The organism is Serratia sp. A07, assembly GCF_058725505.1.
This window is the reverse complement of sequence record NZ_JBZXDO010000027.1, coordinates 44366-58568: the sequence shown is the minus strand read 5'-3', so window position 1 is coordinate 58568 and position 14203 is coordinate 44366. Positions and strand designations below refer to the sequence as shown.

General features: G+C 61.2%; 13 protein-coding genes and 1 tRNA gene. 5 read left to right on the top strand and 9 right to left on the bottom strand.

Annotated elements, in window-relative coordinates; genetic code table 11:
• Nucleotides 1-77 precede the first annotated feature (77 nt).
• Complete coding sequence (locus AC4PR2_RS21425) at nt 78-698, top strand: fimbrial protein (protein WP_492175438.1); 621 nt, start codon at nt 78-80, stop codon at nt 696-698.
• A 41-nt stretch (nt 699-739) separates the two neighbouring features.
• Here the strand turns inward: AC4PR2_RS21425 and soxR are convergent, their stop codons facing one another.
• Nucleotides 740-1213 (bottom strand): redox-sensitive transcriptional activator SoxR, encoded by a 474-nt coding sequence (gene soxR, locus AC4PR2_RS21420; protein ID WP_197756764.1) that lies wholly within the window; start codon nt 1211-1213, stop codon nt 740-742.
• A 145-nt stretch (nt 1214-1358) separates the two neighbouring features.
• Between soxR and AC4PR2_RS21415 the strand changes: the two genes are divergently transcribed.
• Nucleotides 1359-2444: an efflux RND transporter periplasmic adaptor subunit gene (locus AC4PR2_RS21415; RefSeq protein WP_330113431.1), complete on the top strand. Its 1086-nt coding sequence runs from the start codon at nt 1359-1361 to the stop codon at nt 2442-2444.
• Nucleotides 2445-2454: 10 nt separating this feature from the next.
• Entirely contained in the window at nt 2455-5535 is a 3081-nt protein-coding gene (locus AC4PR2_RS21410) for a MexW/MexI family multidrug efflux RND transporter permease subunit (protein ID WP_337046487.1), read from the top strand.
• Nucleotides 5536-5584: 49 nt separating this feature from the next.
• Here AC4PR2_RS21410 and AC4PR2_RS21405 read toward each other — a convergent pair whose 3' ends face one another.
• From AC4PR2_RS21405 to AC4PR2_RS21385, 5 genes are all read right to left on the bottom strand, one after another.
• Nucleotides 5585-6385, bottom strand: coding sequence for a DNA/RNA non-specific endonuclease (locus AC4PR2_RS21405; protein ID WP_038875289.1), 801 nt, complete (start codon nt 6383-6385; stop codon nt 5585-5587).
• 185 nt (nt 6386-6570) lie between these two features.
• On the bottom strand, nt 6571-6885 hold the full coding sequence (locus tag AC4PR2_RS21400) for a hypothetical protein (RefSeq protein WP_016928271.1): 315 nt from the start codon (nt 6883-6885) through the stop codon (nt 6571-6573).
• Between the two features lie 236 nt (nt 6886-7121).
• Nucleotides 7122-7721: an NAD(P)H:quinone oxidoreductase gene (gene wrbA / locus AC4PR2_RS21395; RefSeq protein ID WP_049201633.1), complete on the bottom strand. Its 600-nt coding sequence runs from the start codon at nt 7719-7721 to the stop codon at nt 7122-7124.
• A gap of 86 nt (nt 7722-7807) precedes the next feature.
• The gene (locus AC4PR2_RS21390; RefSeq protein WP_049272896.1) at nt 7808-8278 is read right to left on the bottom strand and encodes a helix-turn-helix domain-containing protein; all 471 of its coding nucleotides are present in this window, start codon (nt 8276-8278) and stop codon (nt 7808-7810) included.
• Nucleotides 8279-8395: 117 nt separating this feature from the next.
• Nucleotides 8396-8971, bottom strand: a complete 576-nt coding sequence (locus tag AC4PR2_RS21385; RefSeq protein ID WP_060440248.1) for a helix-turn-helix domain-containing protein — start codon at nt 8969-8971, stop codon at nt 8396-8398.
• 67 nt (nt 8972-9038) lie between these two features.
• Between AC4PR2_RS21385 and AC4PR2_RS21380 the strand changes: the two genes are divergently transcribed.
• On the top strand, nt 9039-9962 hold the full coding sequence (locus tag AC4PR2_RS21380; RefSeq protein ID WP_492175437.1) for a DMT family transporter: 924 nt from the start codon (nt 9039-9041) through the stop codon (nt 9960-9962).
• Nucleotides 9963-10013: 51 nt separating this feature from the next.
• On the opposite strand, the gene cycA is transcribed toward AC4PR2_RS21380, so the two are convergent.
• Nucleotides 10014-11414 (bottom strand): D-serine/D-alanine/glycine transporter, encoded by a 1401-nt coding sequence (cycA, locus tag AC4PR2_RS21375; RefSeq protein ID WP_060440246.1) that lies wholly within the window; start codon nt 11412-11414, stop codon nt 10014-10016.
• Nucleotides 11415-11763: 349 nt separating this feature from the next.
• On the opposite strand from cycA, the gene AC4PR2_RS21370 reads away from it, so the two are divergent.
• Nucleotides 11764-11839, top strand: a tRNA-Lys gene (locus AC4PR2_RS21370).
• A gap of 220 nt (nt 11840-12059) precedes the next feature.
• On the opposite strand, the gene AC4PR2_RS21365 is transcribed toward AC4PR2_RS21370, so the two are convergent.
• Both AC4PR2_RS21365 and AC4PR2_RS21360 read right to left on the bottom strand, forming a co-directional pair.
• On the bottom strand, nt 12060-12563 hold the full coding sequence (locus AC4PR2_RS21365) for a DedA family protein (RefSeq protein ID WP_197801698.1): 504 nt from the start codon (nt 12561-12563) through the stop codon (nt 12060-12062).
• Between the two features lie 74 nt (nt 12564-12637).
• Entirely contained in the window at nt 12638-13951 is a 1314-nt protein-coding gene (locus tag AC4PR2_RS21360) for an MFS transporter (protein WP_197801696.1), read from the bottom strand.
• Nucleotides 13952-14203: the final 252 nt, after the last annotated feature.

Here is a 14203-nt window from a genome sequence, read left to right as displayed (position 1 = left end):
TGAGTAGGTTGTGATCTCAGATTACAAACCGGCCAAAATAATTGTCGCGAACCGGCCAGATTAATTGTCGTCAGATAGTGAGTGACGTGACCGGCATCGGCATACTGGAGTTACCGTTTTGGCTGCTGGAGCAGGTGGGGAAACTGCTCACTTGGTTGCTTACCGGCAATTGGCCTTATGACGATCGCGATATGTATGGCCAGCCGATGAACATCAAGTACGCGCCGAAAACCACCACCTGCCGTTTCGACAACGCCGGCCTGACGGTCAGATTGCCCAAAATGGGCGTGGCGCAGGTGCTGAGTAACAACCAACCCGGCTACACCCCGTTCTCGCTGAACATCAGTTGCCAGAACATGCAGCAGGAAGGCATCGCCGATCGCGCCGTTGAGATGTTCCTGTCCAGCAATAACCTGCTGGCCTCCGACGCCAGCGTGTTGACCAATGCCAATGCGGGCGGGGCGCAAGGGGTGGGGCTGCGCCTGTTCAAGCGCGACATGCCGAGTTCGCCGGTGGTACTGTCGCCTTCCAACGTCGATCGCGGCAGCGCCACCTCACTGTTTCACGTCGCCGGCGGCGGCAGCCTGAACAGTCACTTCATCATCGGCATGGGGGCTTATTATTACCCTTATCAGCGCGATGGCGTCACGCAGGGGGAAATCAACACCTCGGCCACGTTGAACATCATCTATCCCTGAGAGGTTCGGGCTCGGAATAACCGGTGCGCAACCTGTTTCGCTCACCGGTGTTCCGTCATGCGTTCGAAAATATGCGCGCCGGCGCCCTGTTGGCCCAAAATATCGTTTGGGTTGCGCAGCGGGCAGTCGGTGAGCGACAGGCAGCCGCAGCCGATGCAGTTGTCGAGATGGTCGCGCAGCACCGTCAGCCGCTGAATGCGCTCATCCAGCGTTTTGCGCCAGGCGGAGGACAAAATTCCCCATTGTTCGGCGGTCAGCTTGCTGCCGGCAGGAAAGCGGCCCAGCGTGGCGCGGATCTCCTCCAGCGGAATGCCCGCGCTTTGCGCGATTTTGATCACCGCGATGTAGCGCAACACCACCGGCGTGTAGCGGCGCTGGTTACCGGCGTTGCGCGTTGCCTGAATCAGCCCCTTGCTTTCGTAAAAGTGCAGCGCGGATACCGCCACGCCGCTGCGCTTCGCCACTTCCCCCACGGTCAATAGCCGATAGGTGTCAATCGGTTCATTTCTTGCCATTCCACGTTCCTCAGCTTGACCTCAAGTTAACCTGAGGTTTTATAGTGCAGCCAGCCGGGCTTGGCAACCGGCATCTCTCGTCACCTGCCTGCGCTGCGTCGGGGGAAGGATGGCTTTGGCTGTAAAATCAGGAAGAAACCGTTACATGATGAAACGATACCTCATTATTGCCGCGCTGCTGGCGGCGCTCGCCGCCGCCGCCGTTGCGATGCGATCCACCGCGCGGCAAAACGAAGGCGCGCCGACCTATCCGCCGGTGAAAGTGGCGCTGGCGCCCGCCCTGCGTGAACAGGCGGCGCGCAGTTACGCCGGCGTGGGCGAGCTGGAGGCGGCCAGCCAGGTGGCAGTGGCGGCGGAGACCAGCGGCCGCATCACGCGCATTCTGTTCGAATCCGGCCAAACGGTGCGGCAGGGGCAACTGCTGGTGCAGCTCAACGATGCGGTCGAGCAGGCTGAGCTGGTGCGCCTGCAGGCGCAATTGCGCAATGCCGATCTGCTGTTGGCGCGCATGCGCAAGCTGATGAACCTCAACGCCACCGCGCGGCAACAGCTGGACGATGCGCTGGCCGAACGGGATATGGCGCTCGGTGCGGTGCAGGAAACGCAGGCCAAAATCGCGCAAAAGGCGATCCGCGCGCCGTTCGCCGGCACCATCGGCATTCGCCGCGTGCATGAAGGGCAATACCTCAACGCCGCCGACGCGGTGGCGAACCTGGTGGACGCCGATACGCTGCGCGTCAACTTCTCGCTGGACGAACAAAGCAGCGCCGGGCTGGCGCTGGGGCAGGCGGTGTCGGTGCAGGTTGGGGCGTATCCCGATCGCGCTTTCCCTGCCGCCATTACCGCTATCGACCCGATGATCGGCAAATCCCGCACCGTGCAGGTGCAGGCGACGTTGACCAACCGCCAGGGGCTGTTGAAGGCCGGCATGTACGCCAGCATTCGCGTCACTCAGCAGCAGCGCGTGGCGGTGTTGACGGTGCCGGAAACGGCGCTGACCTACACGGCCTACGGCGATACCGTGTTCCTGGCGCAGCAGGGTGAAAAGGGCATGACGGTCAAACGCGTTTCGGTCGCCGTGGGTGAGCGCAACGACGGGCGCGTCGAGATCGTCAGCGGCCTGCAGGAAGGCGATCGGGTGGTGACCTCGGGCCAGCTCAAGCTGAGCGACGGCATGGCGGCCGAGCCGGTGGCGCAGGATACGTTGAACGCCGCCCAGGCTGGTTCTTGAGGAGAGACCGATGACATTTACCGATCTGTTCGTGCGCCGGCCGGTGCTGGCGCTGGTGGTCAGCACCCTGATCCTGCTGTTCGGCGCGCTGGCGCTCAGCCAACTGCCGATCCGTCAATACCCGCTGTTGGAAAACTCCACCATCACCATCAGCACCGACTATCCCGGTGCGTCGTCCGAGCTGATGCAGGGCTTTGTCACGCAGCCGATCGCCCAGGCGGTGTCGTCCGTCGAGGGCGTTGACTACCTTTCATCCTCATCGGTGCAGGGGCGCAGCGTGGTGACGGTGCGCATGGCGCTGAACCGCGACTCCACCCAGGCGTTGACCGAAGTGATGGCCAAGGTCAACCAGGTGCGCTATAAGCTGCCGGAGCAGGCTTACGATCCGGTGATTGAGCGCTCCGCCGGTGAAGCTACCGCCGTCGCCTATGTCGGCTTTTCCAGTAAAACGCTGTCCACGCCGGCGCTGAGCGAATACCTGACGCGGGTGGTGGAGCCGATGTTCACCACTATCGACGGCGTCGCCAAGGTGGAAGTGTTCGGCGGGCAAAAAATGGCGATGCGCCTGTGGCTGGACAGCGATCGGCTGGCCGGCCGCGGCCTGACCGCCGCCGACGTGGCCGACGCGGTGCGGCGCAACAACTACCAGGCGGCGCCGGGCAAGGTGAAAGGGCAGTATGTGGTTGCCAACGTGCGGGTGAATACCGATCTCACCAGCGTGGAGGAATTCCGCAATCTGGTGGTGCGCAACGACGGCAACGGCCTGGTGCGCCTGAAAGACGTCGGCACCGTGGAGCTGGGCGCCGCAGCCACGGAAACCAGCGCGCTGATGGATGGCGAACCGGCGGTGTTTCTCGGCGTTTTCCCCACGCCGACCGGCAACCCGCTGGTGATCGTCGACGGCATTCGTCACCTGATGCCGGCAATTGACAAGATGCAGCCGCCGGGCGTGAAGATGGCGCTGGCGTTCGAAACCGCACGCTTTATCCAGGCCTCGATCGATGAAGTGGTGCATACCCTGCTCGAAGCGCTGGCGATCGTGGTGGCGGTGATCTACCTGTGTCTGGGATCGCTGCGCACCGTGCTGATCCCGGTGGTGACCATTCCGCTGTCGATCCTTGGCGCTGCCGGGCTGATGCTGGCCTTCGGCTTCAGCGTCAATTTGCTGACGCTGCTGGCGATGGTTTTGGCGATCGGTCTGGTGGTGGACGACGCCATCGTGGTGGTGGAGAACGTGCATCGCCATATCGAAGAGGGGAAAACGCCGCTGGCGGCGGCGATGATCGGCGCGCGCGAAGTGGCGGGGCCAGTGATTGCCATGACCCTGACGCTGGCGGCGGTCTACGCGCCGATCGGCCTGATGGGCGGGCTGACCGGCGCGCTGTTTCGCGAGTTCGCGCTGACGCTGGCCGGCGCGGTGGTGGTGTCCGGCGTGGTGGCGCTGACGCTGTCGCCGGTAATGAGTTCTCTTCTACTGCCTGCCAAACAGAGCGAAGGGCGCGTGGCGCGCGCCGCCGAGTGGTTCTTCGGCGGCCTGACGCGGCGCTATGCGCGCGCGCTGGATTTCTCGCTGCACCACCGTTGGGTGACCGGCGCGCTGGCGCTGCTGGTGATGATCAGCCTGCCGCTGCTGTACCTGATGCCGCAGCGCGAGCTGGCGCCGACCGAGGATCAGGCCATCGTACTGACCGCCATCAAGGCGCCACAGCACGCCAACCTGAACTATGTCGAGCGTTTTGCGTACAAGCTGGACGAGGTATACAACCGCATGCCGGAAACCGAAAGCCGCTGGATCATCAACGGCAGCGACGGCACCGCGTCCGGCATCGGCGGCATCAACCTGACGCTGTGGCAGGCGCGCCAGCGCTCGGCGTCGACGGTGCAGGCCGATCTGCAACGGGCGGTGAACGACGTCGAAGGCACCAGCATTTTCGCCTTCCAACTGCCCGCGCTGCCGGGCTCCACCGGCGGGCTGCCGGTGCAGATGGTGCTGCGCACGCCGCAGGACTACCCGCAGCTGTATCGCACCCTGGAAGAGGTGAAGCAGAATGCCAGAAACAGCGGCCTGTTTATGGTGGTGGACAGCGATCTGGACTACAACAACCCGCTGGCGGAGGTGCATATCGACCGCGCCAAGGCCAACAGCCTCGGGATACGCATGAGCGACATCGGCGAATCGCTGGCGGTGCTGGTGGGGGAGAACTACCTCAACCGCTTCGGCATGGACGGGCGCGCCTATGACGTGATCCCGCAGAGCCTGCGTGAACAGCGGCTGACGCCGCAGGCGCTGGCGCGGCAGTACGTTCGCACGCAGGACAATACGCTGGTGCCGCTCTCCACCGTGGTGTCGGTGGCCGTTAAGGTCGAGCCGAACAAGCTGACCCAGTTTAACCAGCAGAACGCCGCCACCCTGCAGGCCATCCCCGCCCCCGGCGTTTCGATGGGCGAAGCGGTCGCCTTCCTCGAGCGGCAGGCCAATGCGCTGCCGGCCGAATTTAGCCACGATTGGCAGGGGGATTCGCGTCAATATACCCAGGAAGGCAGCGCGCTGGCGTTCGCGTTCTTGGCGGCGTTGGTGATCATCTACCTGGTGCTGGCGGCGCAGTATGAGAGCCTGAAGGATCCGCTGATTATCCTCATCACCGTGCCGCTGTCGATCTGCGGCGCCTTATTGCCGCTGGCGCTGGGTTACGCCACGATGAATATTTATACCCAGGTCGGGCTGGTGACCCTGATCGGGCTGATTAGCAAGCACGGTATTCTGATGGTGGAGTTCGCCAACGAACTGCAGATGCATCAGGGGGTGACGCGGCGCGCCGCGATTTTGCAGGCGGCGCAAATTCGCCTGCGGCCGGTGCTGATGACCACCGGGGCGATGGTGTTCGGCTTGATCCCGCTGCTGTTCGCCAGCGGCGCCGGTGCCGCCAGCCGCTTCGGTCTGGGGCTGGTGATCGTGTCCGGCATGCTGGTGGGCACGCTGTTTACCCTGTTCGTGCTGCCGACGGTGTACACACTGTTGGCGCGCGATCACGCGGTGGCGTCGCCCCGGCAGCGTGAGTTGGCCGCCGCGCAAAAGGCGCTGACGGAATAAACCGCCGGCGCCCGGATGAAAAATAAACCCGCCTCGGCGGGTTGTTTCGTCAGTTTTTGCAGCCCATCAATTCCGGCAGGACGCCGGGCTTGCTCTTCAGCGAGGCCTGTACGTCGTCCGGCAGACCGGCCCAGATGATCAGGCCGGTACGCTTCTCGATCTCGTCCACCGTCACGCGGAATTGGCAGAAATCGGCGCCCTTCGGCGTGTTTTGATCGAACAGGAAGGCGGCATAGTGGTTTACCGCCGGGCTGTTGTTGATGAAAATCACCTTCCAGTAGGCGCTGGGGATGGTGTGCGCTTTCTGGGTGCCCGGCAGTTTGCCCATATCGCGTTCATACAGTGGCCCGGTCACGGTATAGACCGAGGAGATATCGGCGCGATCGATCAGCTTGCGTTCCTGATCTTCCAGCCGCGCCCAGGCGCCCTGGTTAAGATCGGACTTTTGCGGCGTGATGTTGGACAGGTAGTTCAGCGATTCCCAGTCGGAAACGCCCGCCAGCGAGGCCAACGGCGCCTGATGGCCGCGATCGACCTTCAACGCCGCATTGGCACCGGTGTAATCGGCGGGCGCCAGGGTATCCGCCGGATTGAGCGCCGGGTCGGTTTTCCAGTTGCGCGTCTTGCCGCTGGCCGGCGTGTCTTTGGTGATGTGATAGGCCACCCAGTTGGCGAACTTGGTGGTGCTGTTGTTGTTCAACGTATAAGCATGACGCACGATCGACACGTTGCTGCTGCCGCCGGTCGGGCAGCCGACCGCGCAGTTGTCGATGGATTCGAGCGTGTCGGCCGACGCCTGTACGGCGAACAGCAGGGCGGCCAGGGCCAACATCTTGTTGTTAAAGCGCATATTCATATCCTCAATAAGTTAAAAAACACTGTATATATTTACAGTGAGTTAAACTTATCGCAGTGAAACGAATACAACAATGCAACACATTCGTGTTGTGAATGTGTCAGCCTTGATACAGCCATTGTTAATCTGAAGGCGGCAGAAAGAAAAACGGCGTTCAACAGACGCCGTTTCAGAGGGGGTTATTCCAGCAGGTCGTTGACCGTGCGGCGCACATAGTGCGTCATTTGCGCCAGATCGTCCGGCGACACCGGGCCGCCGCCGGCGCGCACCACCTGCTGTTCAATCTGGGCGATCTCTTGCTCGACTTTGTTGGCGATTTGCACTTTGACTATCTTGTCCACCGAAGACAGCAGCACCTTCAAGACCACTTTCAGCGCGATGTTCTCGCAGAACGAATCGTAGTGATGAACCGGCGGCGGCGGGGCCGGAGCCGGCTCGGGCGCGCGCGGAGCCAGAGCCTTGAAGCTGTCTACATTTTCAATAATAAGATCCATGTCTCTTATTAGTTCATCAAAATCTTTAGACACTGACTTATTCCCTTCGCTGTGCGCAAAAAACAGAACGCCCGTCCTCGCGCCTAAGGCTGACAAGCGACGGGCAGAACGAATTCGGGCCTGGCCTTCAGACGCTGAATGGCCGGGGGAGGGGCATTCTAACCTTGCGGCGGGTCGGCAACAAGATGGGGCCGTGCGAATGCGCGGCCCTTTGAATCACAGGCGCAGGAGGGTGCTTAACTTTTCAGCTTGGCGGTGATTTTTGCCACGTGCTCGCCCTGATAGCGGGCAATGGTCAACTCTTCGTTGCTCGGTTGCCGCGAACCGTCGGCGCCGGCGATGGTGGTGGCGCCATACGGGGTGCCGCCGCGTACCTGCGAAACGTCAAACAGCTCTGGCGTGGCATAGCCGATCGGCACGATGATGAAACCGTGGTGCGCCAGCGTGGTCCAGGTGGAACTGATGGTGTGTTCCTGGCCGCCGCCGGTGCCGGTGGAAGAGAAGACGCTGCCTACCTTGCCGTACAACGCGCCGGAAGCCCACAGGCCGCCGGTCTGATCGAGGAAGGTGCGCATCTGCCCGGCCATATTGCCGAAGCGGGTCGGCGTGCCGAAGATAATGCCGTCATAGTCCGCCAGCTCCTGCGGGCTGGCGACCGGCGCCTGCTGATGTTGTTTGCCACCTGCTTTGGCAAAGGCCTCCGGCGTCATGGTTTCCGGCACGCGTTTAATCGTCACGTCCACGCCGTTAACCCGATTCGCGCCTTCGGCCACCGCCTGCGCCAGGTGTTCGATATGGCCGTACATTGAGTAATAAAGCACCAACACTTTCGTCATGTTCCGTACTCCCGCTCAGATGATTAACAAAAACCCTTGATAAGCATAGAAGCGAATGACGAATTTGGTTTTGTCGAATGGCGGATTCAGGGCAAGCGCCGCAGCTTGTGCGCCAGCCGCTGTTCCTGCCAGCGGCTGAAGACATTGCGCAGCAGCAGGGTACGCACCGCCCGCATGACCAGCGCGAGGCTCATGCCGCCGATCGCCCACAGCGACCAGAGATATTGCGGATGGGTAAACCAGTTGATGGCGAACAACATCACACCAATCACGGCGAAACGCACCGCCATGCTCAGCAGTTTGCCTTCTGCCGCGACCTGGCGACGAATGCGCTGTTCGTCAGGCGTCTCCTCCTCCATTGCCTGTTGCGGCTGCGCATTGAGATCGCTGACCTGCACGCCCAGCGCGGCAGCGATCGCGGTCAAGGTTTCCAGGCTGGCCTGTTCACCGTTTTCAATCCGCTGGACGGTGCGGGTGCTGAGGCCGGCGATCGTCGCCAGCTGCTCCTGCGACCAGCCTTTTTCCAGACGTAATGGCCTGATGCGGTACTTTTGCATGGTGCACTCCTGAGTTCGCTGTCACTGTCATTCAGTGTAGGGCGAGCGCGGTGGCGGCGCCACGACAGCGGCACGACAGCGACACGACATCCGCCGCCGGTGCGGGCCGGCGGGCGGTCAGAAGGCGACGTTGCGGATAAAACGCAGGGGCAGGTCGCCGTGGTTGGCGTAAGCGTAGCGTTGATCGCTGTTGAAGGTTTGCGCGGCGCCGGCGGTGAGCGTCAGCGTATCTTGTTCCAGCTCCAGCGTCAGGGTACCGGCAATCACGTAGATCATTTCGCTCCAGCCTTCGGCGTCCGGCGCAGAGTCATAGCGCTCGCCCGGCATCAGCGTCCATTCCCACAGCTCGGCCCGCTGCCGCGCCGGTACGCTGGCGGCGAACAGCGCCTGGCTGCCCGGCTGCGCGCCTTGCCAGGCCAATTCCCCGACCATATGGCTGCCGCGCGCCTCCGGTGCCTGGATCAGGTCGGTAAAGGAAATCGCCAGGGCGGCGGCGATCTTGTCGAGCACCGCCAGGCTGACGTTGCGATCGCCGGCCTCGATGCCCGCCAACATGCGGCGGCTGACGCCGGAAAGCTCGGCCAGCGCCATTTGGCTCAGGCCCGCCTGTTGGCGGTAGCCGCGCAGATTGCTGCTCAGGTACTGCAGCACCTTGGGGGGATCGGTTTTTGCGTTATGCGCCGTATTGCTCATCGCCGGACTTTATCTCATACTGGCAGGATCTGTGCATTATATTGCACTCAGCAGGAAGGGCAAGCCGGTGTCAGCAGCAAAAAAATCCTTTATTTCCGCCGTGGTTCCGCAAATCAGGCTGCCGGAAGCGGTGTTGATTTTCATCACCATGATCTGGGGCGGCACCTTTTTGGCGGTGCATCACGCGATGCAGGTCAGCGGGCCGTTCTTTTTCGTCGGCCTGCGTTTCGCCACCGCGACGCTGGCGCTGACCCTGTTTTCGCTGCGCGTGTTGCGCGGCCTGACCCTGTATGAACTGAAGGCGGGCGGGCTTATTGGGCTGGCGATTATGTTTGGTTACAGTATGCAAACCGTCGGCCTGCAGACCATCACCAGCAGCCAATCGGCGTTTATCACCGCCATGTACGTGCCGATCGTGCCACTGTTGCAATGGCTGGTGCTGGGGCGGTTCCCCGGCATCATGTCGTGGATCGGCATTCTGCTGGCCTTTACCGGCCTGATGCTGCTGGCGGCGCCGAGCAGCACCGACATGACGCTGAGCCTCGGCGAAATTCTGACGCTGGCCGGTACCCTGGGTATGGCGGCAGAGATCATTCTGATCGGCGCCTTCGCCGGTAAGGTGAATATCCGCCGGGTGACCATCGTGCAGCTGGCGACCGCCTCGCTGACCTCATTTTTAATGATGGCGCCGACCGGCGAGTCACCGCCGCCGTATTCGGAATATCTGCTGTACAGCGCCATTGGGCTGGGGCTGGCCAGCGCCTTGATTCAGCTGACCATGAACTGGGCGCAGCGCAGCGTTTCGCCGACGCGGGCCACGGTGATTTACGCCGGCGAACCGGTCTGGGCGGGCATCGTCGGGCGGTTGGCCGGCGAGCGTTTGCCGGGCGTGGCGTTATTGGGGGGCGCGTTGATCGTGATTGGGGTGGTGGTCAGCGAGCTGCGCGTGCGGCGCAAGGATAAAGCGGCGGTGGCGACGGAAGCGGATTAGCGCAGAGGCTTAGAAAGAAGAAAGGGGCGGAGATATCCGCCCCTTTTTGCATCACGCGGTTTTCTTCTTGCGCAGGAACACGTAAGACAGGCCGAGCACGATGAACCACAGCGGGGTGACGATCAACGCTTGGCGGGTGTCTTCGCGCAGCGACAGCAGCACCAGCACGAACACGAAGAACGCCATGCACACCCAGCACATCAGTTTGCCGGCCGGCATCTTGTAGATCGATTTCTGGTGCAGCGCCGGGCGCTGTTTACGGTAGACCAGGTACGAGCACAGGATGATGGTCCAGACGAACATGAACAGAATCGCCGATACGGTGGTCACCAGGGTGAAGACCGTCATCACGTTCGGGATCAGGTAAATCAGCACCACGCCGCCCAGCAGGCAGATGCAGGAGAAGGTGAGGCCGTTGGCCGGCACCGCGCGCTTGGACAGAGTGGCGAACGATTTTGGCGCGTCGCCTTCCTGCGCCAGCCCGAACAGCATGCGGCTGGTGGAGAACACGCCGCTGTTGGCGGAGGAGGCGGCGGAGGTCAGCACCACGAAGTTGATCACGCTGGCCGCGGCAGGCAGGCCGATCAGCACGAACAGTTCAACGAACGGGCTCTTGTCCGGCACCACGGAGCTCCACGGAGTGACCGACATGATGACGATCAGGGCGAACACATAGAACATGATGATGCGGATCGGAATCGAGTTGATGGCGCGCGGCAGCGATTTCTCCGGATCCTTGGTTTCTGCGGCGGTGGTGCCCACCAGCTCAATGCCGACGAAGGCGAATACCGCAATCTGGAAGCCGGCGAAGAAGCCGCTGATGCCTTTCGGGAACATGCCGCCGTCATTCCACAGATGGGTGAATGAGGCCACGGTGCCGGTCGGCGACTGGAACTGCATGGCGATCATCACCAGCCCGGCGACGATCAGCCCGACGATGGCGACGATTTTGATCATCGCAAACCAGAATTCCATTTCGCCGAACATCTTCACGGTCGCCAGGTTAAGGCCGAGCAGCAACAGCACGCACAGCAGCGAAGCGATCCATTGCGACAGCCCGGGGAACCAGAACTGGGCGTAGGCGGTAATCGCCACGACGTCGGCGATGCCGGTGACCACCCAGCAGAACCAGTAGGTCCAGCCGGTGAAGAAACCGGCCCACGGGCCGAGCAGATCCGCAGCGAAATCGCTGAACGATTTGTATTCCAGATTGGACAGCAGCAGCTCGCCCATGGCGCGCATCACGAAGAACAGCATAAAGCCGATGATCATGTACACGAAAATGATCGAAGGGCCGGCCAGGCTGATGGTTTTCCCGGAGCCCATAAACAGGCCGGTGCCGATGGCGCCGCCGATGGCGATCAGTTGAATATGTCGGTTAGTGAGGTTTCGCCGTAGATGATCTTCTGAAGCGGGCGTCGCGTCAGTCGCTATTTTAGAGTGATCTACCATCTGATGATGTCCTGTTTTACCTGTCATTAGTGAAGTCGCGAGCTCTGAAGTGGCTCTTTTTTATACATTTATCCGGTTGGCCCGGCTTTAGTAAGGTAGTGCAATAACGCCACCTTTGTGCAACATGTTTACAACATTTATACGCGGGATAAAAGTCGATCAATCTTTACACGGAGGAGGCAAATCGGACGTTCAGGGAGCGGAAGATTACTCTTCAAAAGGTGGGATTAATAGACCTTATGCGGCTTATCTCGTTGATTAAACAAAGGGTTGTAAAATTCGCATGAGAAAAAGTAATGAGTGTAAGCGTTTGACAGCGGCATTGGCGAGGAGGACAATTTATCTCGTTGGGTCGTTAGCTCAGTCGGTAGAGCAGTTGACTCTTAATCAATTGGTCACAGGTTCGAACCCTGTACGACCCACCAACCAAATCAGCGTGTTACGCCCAGGCTTTTCTCCGTTTCTTCCCGCATTGCGCCGTTTTAAGCGCGCTTTTTGCAAAAAAATTCGCATTTTTCGACTGATGTTCAGAAAGGTGATCTGGCGCAAACTGCGGTGTTGCACGGCAGTTTATGCGGCAAGAGAGGCTGTGCGCTGGCGCAACGTCGGCGCATGGTGCGGTCATTTGCCCAAGAATCTTTCAGGTCAAGATGCGGGGAATAAATGCGCAGCCGACATCAAGATCAGCGCCCAGGCGGCGGCCGATAGCGCGGCGGTGGCATAGACGCGCCCCAGCGGCAGCTTCAGCATGCCGGCCATCAGCGGTACGGTATAGCGCATTACCGCCAGAAAACGCGAGGCGAACAGCAATGGCAACCCGCGCTTTTGCAGGGCACGCTGGGCTTTGTGCAGCGGCGCATGAAAACGCGCCGGTAGCCGGCTGCCAAGATCGCGGCGGCATAGCAGCGCGCCGCAGTGGAACGACAAGATCGATCCCAGCGCGGCCCCGAGGGTGATGGCCGCCCAAACGGCGCCGACAGGCAGCGCGTGCTTGCCCGCAACGATGCCCATCAGCAGCGTGACTGAGGCGGGCGGCAGGACGGAGGAAACGAAGATCACGGATTTACCCAGCGCAAACAGGAAAATCAGCAGCAGCAACATCTCCGGCTCCGGGCTGTATTTGGCGATAATGTGCGTCAATTCATCCATTTAACACCTGTGGGCGAGGGGGCTGAATGCCAGTGTCCCATCCGCAGGTTCAATAATGGCTAAATAACGCGCCGCTATCCGGCAATCTTTGCGTCTTGCTTGCTCACGTCGGCGCGCCGGTTTTTGAGCGCCCACAACAGCGCGGCGCACAGCAGTGCAAAGGCGGCCAGCACCAGCGGCCCGGCATGCGGGCTGTGAAAACGCTGTTCCGCCTCGGTGCGGATAAGCGGGGCTAAAAAGCTGAACGCCGCGCCGAGCGTGGTGCAAAAGCCGATGCCGGCCGCCAGCGCCGGGCCGGTAAGCACCTGAGCGGGAAACGTCCAGAAAATCGGCTGTACCGCCAGGAAACTGACTGCACAACAGCTCAGGGCGGTGATAGCGAGCAAAGGACCGGCATAGGAAGAGACCACCAGCCCCAACGCCGCCGCGACCATGCAGGCGACGGCGATCGGTAGTCTTCTTGCGGGGTTTCTGTCGGCAAAGCGCGGCAGGAAATAGACGCCCAGCGCAGAGAACGCCCAGGGAATGGCGGCCACCAGCGAGGCCTTGAAGCCGAGATGGGTGCCCATCAGCGAGGCGACCTGAGATGGCAGGAAAAACATCAGGCCGTACACGCCGATCTGCAGGGTGCCGTAGATCAACGCCAGATGCCAAACTTTGCCGCTTCTCATCGCTGCTTTGACGCTGCTGGTTTCGGTCTGCTGCTGTTCGGCGGCCAACTGTGCGACCAGCGCCGTGCGTTCTTCCTCAGTCAGAAAGCGGGCCTGCTGCGGGCTATCGTCGAGATAGAAAAAGGCGAAGACGCCGAGGGCGACGGCCGGCAACCCTTCCAGCACGAACATCCAGAACCAGCCGGGCTTACCCAGTACGCCGTGCATCTCCAGCAATGCCCCCGACAGCGGGGAGCCGAGCGTCAGGGCCGCCGGCACGCCGAGCACGAAAATGCCAATGACCGAGGCGCGCACCTTATTGGGAAAATAGATCGACGCGAGCAGCAGGATGCCGGGGTAAAACCCGGCCTCGGCGATCCCCAGCAGAAACCGCAGGACGATAAACTGTTGTTCGTTGGTCACCAGCCCGGTGCAGGCCGACAGCGCCCCCCACAGCGCAGTGGTGGCGCTGAGCCAGCGTTTGGCGCCCCAGCGGTTCATCAGCAGGTTGGCCGGGATGCCGAACAGCGCATAGGCGGCAAAAAATATCCCCGCGCCGAGCGCAAAGGCGGATTGCGACAGCGCGATATCGATAGCCATCGCGTCCTTGGCAAAGCCGACGTTAACCCTGTCGATAAAGGCGACAAAGTACATGGCGAACATCAATGGCACCAGCCTGCGCCAGGTTTTGCGAATGGCGACGTTGAGCGCAGGAGCGGCATAGGTGGTGTGATTCACTGGCGTTAACCTCTCTTCTGAGAATTACAAGCGTCGGTCACAGGACCGTCCTGATGCCGTTGCCCTCAACACGACGGTAACCACGGTTTCTTTTCGCGATCCTTAAAGGTCTAAAGGACTAATGGTCAGGCCTTTAAGGGCGAAAAAAACGCCGCGTATCGGATCGGCAGGGTGGTGCAGACATCACCATGGTGAATGGTGTGTTGCTTTTTTGTTAACCGGAAGTTCACACAGGGCCAGGGTAGGTTCAAG

Excerpts from the sequence above, each read along its gene's own strand:
- soxR (WP_197756764.1), bottom strand. The coding sequence starts at position 1,213 with ATGGCAAGAAATGAACCGATTGACACCTATCGGCTATTGACCGTGGGG.
- AC4PR2_RS21415 (WP_330113431.1), top strand. The coding sequence starts at position 1,359 with ATGATGAAACGATACCTCATTATTGCCGCGCTGCTGGCGGCGCTCGCC.
- AC4PR2_RS21410 (WP_337046487.1), top strand. The coding sequence starts at position 2,455 with ATGACATTTACCGATCTGTTCGTGCGCCGGCCGGTGCTGGCGCTGGTG.
- AC4PR2_RS21405 (WP_038875289.1), bottom strand. The coding sequence starts at position 6,385 with ATGCGCTTTAACAACAAGATGTTGGCCCTGGCCGCCCTGCTGTTCGCC.
- AC4PR2_RS21400 (WP_016928271.1), bottom strand. The coding sequence starts at position 6,885 with ATGGATCTTATTATTGAAAATGTAGACAGCTTCAAGGCTCTGGCTCCG.
- wrbA (WP_049201633.1), bottom strand. The coding sequence starts at position 7,721 with ATGACGAAAGTGTTGGTGCTTTATTACTCAATGTACGGCCATATCGAA.
- AC4PR2_RS21390 (WP_049272896.1), bottom strand. The coding sequence starts at position 8,278 with ATGCAAAAGTACCGCATCAGGCCATTACGTCTGGAAAAAGGCTGGTCG.
- AC4PR2_RS21385 (WP_060440248.1), bottom strand. The coding sequence starts at position 8,971 with ATGAGCAATACGGCGCATAACGCAAAAACCGATCCCCCCAAGGTGCTG.
- cycA (WP_060440246.1), bottom strand. The coding sequence starts at position 11,414 with ATGGTAGATCACTCTAAAATAGCGACTGACGCGACGCCCGCTTCAGAA.
- AC4PR2_RS21365 (WP_197801698.1), bottom strand. The coding sequence starts at position 12,563 with ATGGATGAATTGACGCACATTATCGCCAAATACAGCCCGGAGCCGGAG.